Origin of the sequence: Pseudoselenomonas ruminantium, assembly GCF_900142515.1 — a bacterium.
GTDB classification, from domain to species: Bacteria; Bacillota; Negativicutes; order Selenomonadales; family Selenomonadaceae; genus Selenomonas_A; species Selenomonas_A ruminantium_D.
Genome location: NZ_FRBC01000051.1, coordinates 1 through 3828, shown reverse-complemented (window position 1 = coordinate 3828; position 3828 = coordinate 1). Strand labels below are relative to the sequence as shown.

Annotated in this window: 6 protein-coding genes; 5 read left to right on the top strand and 1 reads right to left on the bottom strand. The window is 48.1% G+C overall.

The features are described from left to right. Nucleotides 1–177 precede the first annotated feature (177 nt). The gene (locus BUB68_RS14735; RefSeq protein WP_073093027.1) at nt 178–801 is read left to right on the top strand and encodes a LysE family translocator; all 624 of its coding nucleotides are present in this window, start codon (nt 178–180) and stop codon (nt 799–801) included. Between the two features lie 29 nt (nt 802–830). On the opposite strand, the gene BUB68_RS14730 is transcribed toward BUB68_RS14735, so the two are convergent. Beyond that, entirely contained in the window at nt 831–1700 is an 870-nt protein-coding gene (locus BUB68_RS14730; protein ID WP_073093024.1) for a LysR family transcriptional regulator, read from the bottom strand. 156 nt (nt 1701–1856) lie between these two features. Between BUB68_RS14730 and BUB68_RS15355 the strand changes: the two genes are divergently transcribed. From BUB68_RS15355 to BUB68_RS14715, 4 genes are all read left to right on the top strand, one after another. After that, nucleotides 1857–2018, top strand: coding sequence for a hypothetical protein (locus tag BUB68_RS15355; protein ID WP_178139556.1), 162 nt, complete (start codon nt 1857–1859; stop codon nt 2016–2018). Between the two features lie 69 nt (nt 2019–2087). Further along, entirely contained in the window at nt 2088–2435 is a 348-nt protein-coding gene (locus tag BUB68_RS14725; protein ID WP_073093021.1) for a VOC family protein, read from the top strand. A gap of 197 nt (nt 2436–2632) precedes the next feature. Further along, nucleotides 2633–3259, top strand: coding sequence for a GNAT family N-acetyltransferase (locus BUB68_RS14720; protein ID WP_073093019.1), 627 nt, complete (start codon nt 2633–2635; stop codon nt 3257–3259). A gap of 110 nt (nt 3260–3369) precedes the next feature. Then, nucleotides 3370–3564: a hypothetical protein gene (locus BUB68_RS14715; RefSeq protein WP_073093016.1), complete on the top strand. Its 195-nt coding sequence runs from the start codon at nt 3370–3372 to the stop codon at nt 3562–3564. The last annotated feature ends 264 nt before the right edge of the window (nt 3565–3828 follow it).

Below are 3828 nucleotides of genomic sequence, written 5' to 3'. Positions count from 1 at the left end.
ACGTAACTCATAAAATACCGTGGGTCGCACGGGAATCTACGCCTGTGGAGAGAGTATTAGCCTAGAGATGTGTAGAGGCAAATAGGGGAAAATTCAAAATTGCCATATGCAAAAAGGAATCACACATACTATAATGGAAGAAGTTCAAGTTTGATGATAACTGTGAAGGGGAATTTTATGGAGACGACAACCCTTGTATATTTTTTGACGGCTTCCGTGATGCTGACATTGGCACCGGGACCGGACAATATGTATCTGCTGTCCAAGAGTCTGGCTGATGGTGTCCGGTCAGGAGTGGCTTTGAGTGCGGGACTGTCCAGCGGCATTGTCTTTCATACCGGTCTTGTGATGATGGGCATAGCGGCGCTGATCCAAAGCTCGCCGCTGGCCTTTACGGTTTTGAAATTTGTGGGGGCAGGTTATCTTTTATATCTGGCTTGGCAGGCTTTCCATGCTCAAGGGGATTTGCAGCTCGGAGAGGCTGGGGACACGACGCCTTATGGTGCCATTTATCGCCGGGGGGTGCTGATGAATGTGCTGAATCCGAAGGTACTGCTCTTTTTTCTGGCCTTCCTGCCCCAGTTCATTGACAAGTCCAGCAGCGCCGCCAGCTGGCAGATAGCCCTGTTGGGGGCTATCTTTGCCCTGCAGGCTTTCGTGATTTTTTCCGTCATTGCCCTTTGTGCCGGAAAGGTGCGGGATTTCATCGCCCGGAAGAAAAATCTCAATCACACTTTGGGGATTGTCCAAGGTGTGGTGTTATTGATTATTTCTCTGGCGATTTTAGTGACGCCGGCATAAGTATAGGGGCTGGGCTTTCGCATAACAATTCACGCCTTGAATTTCTGCCGGACGAAGTCGATAAGCAGACGCTCTCCGGCGTAGATCTGCCGGCCTTTTTTGGTGACGACAAAGCCCCGCTGAAACAGCCCCTTTATGGGGATGGCGGCAAGGCCGCTGCCTGCGGGAATGCCATTACCCGTGAGAATGGAAAAGGCGATTTTCTGCCGGACGATGTTCCAGATGGTAGAAAGGTGCGGAGAATAGTGGAGCACCTGAGGTGTCAGTTTTTGCTTCCGGCATTTTTCCAAAATCTCATGGGTCAAAATGAAGTTTCGCCCCAACAGCACCAACGGATAAGCTGTTGCTTTCGCCAGGCTGATGGAGTTTTGTCCTGTCAATTCATGGTCTGCGGGCACGCAGAGGCAGATGGGCCAGTCTGACAGCTTACGCAGGGTCAATGTTGGTCGGTCATCCGCATCGTGGACAAAAGCCAAATCCACTTCTTCCCGTTCCACCATATCCAGAGCTTCGCCCCCGGCGGGTTCGGTGATTTCCAGTTCGATTTCCGGGTGGAGCTTGCGGAACTCTTCCAGAAGCAAAGGCAGTATAACCGTGGCAATCTGCGAGGGCAGGGCGATTTGCAGGCGGTTGTGGCGGTGGGCGATTTCCCGGACGCTTCCTTCAAACCGCTTGAAATGCTTGAGCATGGATTCCACCTCATGAAGCAGGGCGTGCCCATCCTCGGTGATCTGGATATTACGGCCCACATGACGGAAGAGATTCAGCCCCGTTTCCTCCTCGATATTCTTCATGGCTAGGCTTAGAGTTGATTGGGACATATGCATGGTTTCTGCTGCCCGGGTCACGTTTTCGTAACGGCAGACTTCGGCGTAATATTGCATCTGCTGGATGTTCATCTTGTCACCTCCGTTTTTCCTCATCATACTGCAATCAATCGGTTTTCTCAATAGATAAATCGATTATAAGTGTTTTTCATGGGCGCGGATTTGGGCTATGATAGAGCCAACAAGAGAAACACGGATTGAAGTTGAAGTGAGGAGGAGGTTTTGAGCATGAAAAAGGAAATGATGAACTGGGCAGACAAGATGATGATGAAGGCGCATAAGGCTGCTAATCGCTATATGGCTGTCATGCAGCAGGAAAAGGATATGCCGCTGGCCAAGAAAAATATGCTCTATGGCCGTTATCTGAAGGATATGGATGAAGCCCTCTGACAGGAAAAATTTTCCCCATAGCGAAATAAAGCTATGGGGATTTTTGTATGTTTAGAAGGGGGACTGGTGATGAATAATAAAGACGCTTATCTTGACCATGCGGCTGTTACGGTAGCGGATATTGATTGGACGTTAGCTTTCTTTGAGACTGTTTTGGGTATGTCCGTAACCCGGCGGCGGGAAGCTGATGGCAGGCTCCAGCAGGTTTGGCTGGATGGGGGCATCCAGCTGGTGGCTGCATCGGATAATGCCGGAAGCGGTCAGGCACATCACTTGGGCTTGCGGGTGCGTGACTTCAAGGGAACTTTGGCGAAGATGCTGGCCTATGAAGGCGTCCATTCCGTAGAGGGCAAGCCGGAAAAATGGGTGCAGCTGCTGGATGGTTTATTATTGGAGCTTTTTCCCATAGAGGATTGACAGCTGCGGTCTATGAGAATAGAATACAAAGTGGTGGATGATTTCATCCATATGCATATTGATTTTTATTGTTGAGGAGATTGCTGTTTGAAGAACAACACCTTGGAGATTGCAGGCTGACCGGGAGGTTGGCGCAGCTGCAATTTCGCCTGAACCTCCCGGTATTGCAGTCAACAATCATCAGGAGGAAATAAATAATGAGCAAAAATGACTATATTATCCGTTTAGAAAAAATCGAAGAACGCCGCCAGGTGGAAAATCTGGTGCGGGAATCTTTTTGGAATGTCTATCGGCCTGGCTGTCTGGAGCACTATGTTCTGCATTGTCTGCGAAATGACCCAGCCTTTGTGCCGGAGTTGGATTTTGTCATGGAAAAAGATGGCCGGTTGATCGGCCAGAACATCTTTATGCGTGCCGTTATCAAGGCTGATGATGGCAGGAATATCCCGATTATGACGATGGGCCCTATTTGCATATGTCCGGAACTGAAAAGGCAGGGCTATGGCAAGATTTTGCTGGATTTCAGCTTGCAGAAAGCTACTGAATTGGGCTGTGGAGCCTTGTGTTTTGAAGGAAACATCGGTTTCTATGGCAAGAGCGGCTTTGATTATGCCAGCAATTTTGGCATTCGTTATCATGGCCTGCCAGAAGGGGTGGATGCATCCTTTTTTTTGTGCAAGGAACTGGTACCGGGGTATCTGTCAGGCATTACCGGTGAATATACCACGCCAAAAGGTTATTTTGTAGATGAGGCAAAGGCTGAGGCATTTGACAAGGATTTTCCTTTCAAAGAAAAATTGGTGCTGCCAGGGCAAATTTTCTAAACGTATGCTAGTAGAACAAAACTATTTATCTGATCTGCGTAATGAACGCGTACGGTAATCGTATGTATAGACAAGAAAGCAAATAGTGACAAAGAAAAGGGGCGATTAAAATGACGATGCAGGATAAGAAAGAATTGCAATGCGAGGAAATGAGCAGCGTAACAGGCGGCAACGCCGTAGGCCCAGTGAATGAAACCGGTCCGTTGAATGAGACTGTACCGCTTAACTATCCCTATGAATTAAAGAATGGACCTTTAATGCCTGGTCCTGTCCATGAGACTGGCTCATTAATCAGCCGCAGATGAAACGGATTAGCTAGATAAAACAATGGGGCTGCTGCACAAAAGCCTTTTACCGCAATAACCAATATGCAAGAAAGATTTGCTTACTGGTTATCGCAGGGAAAGGACTTGTGCAGCAGCCCTGTTTTGCATAGATTTCAAGATGGCGTAATCAAGATTTATTCTTGACTTGGAGTATACTCCAAGTGATAGAGTAAAAGAGGATAATGTGTATGGAGGAGAGAATATGAGCAAGAAAGTAGTGATCATTTCCACGAGCCTGAGAAA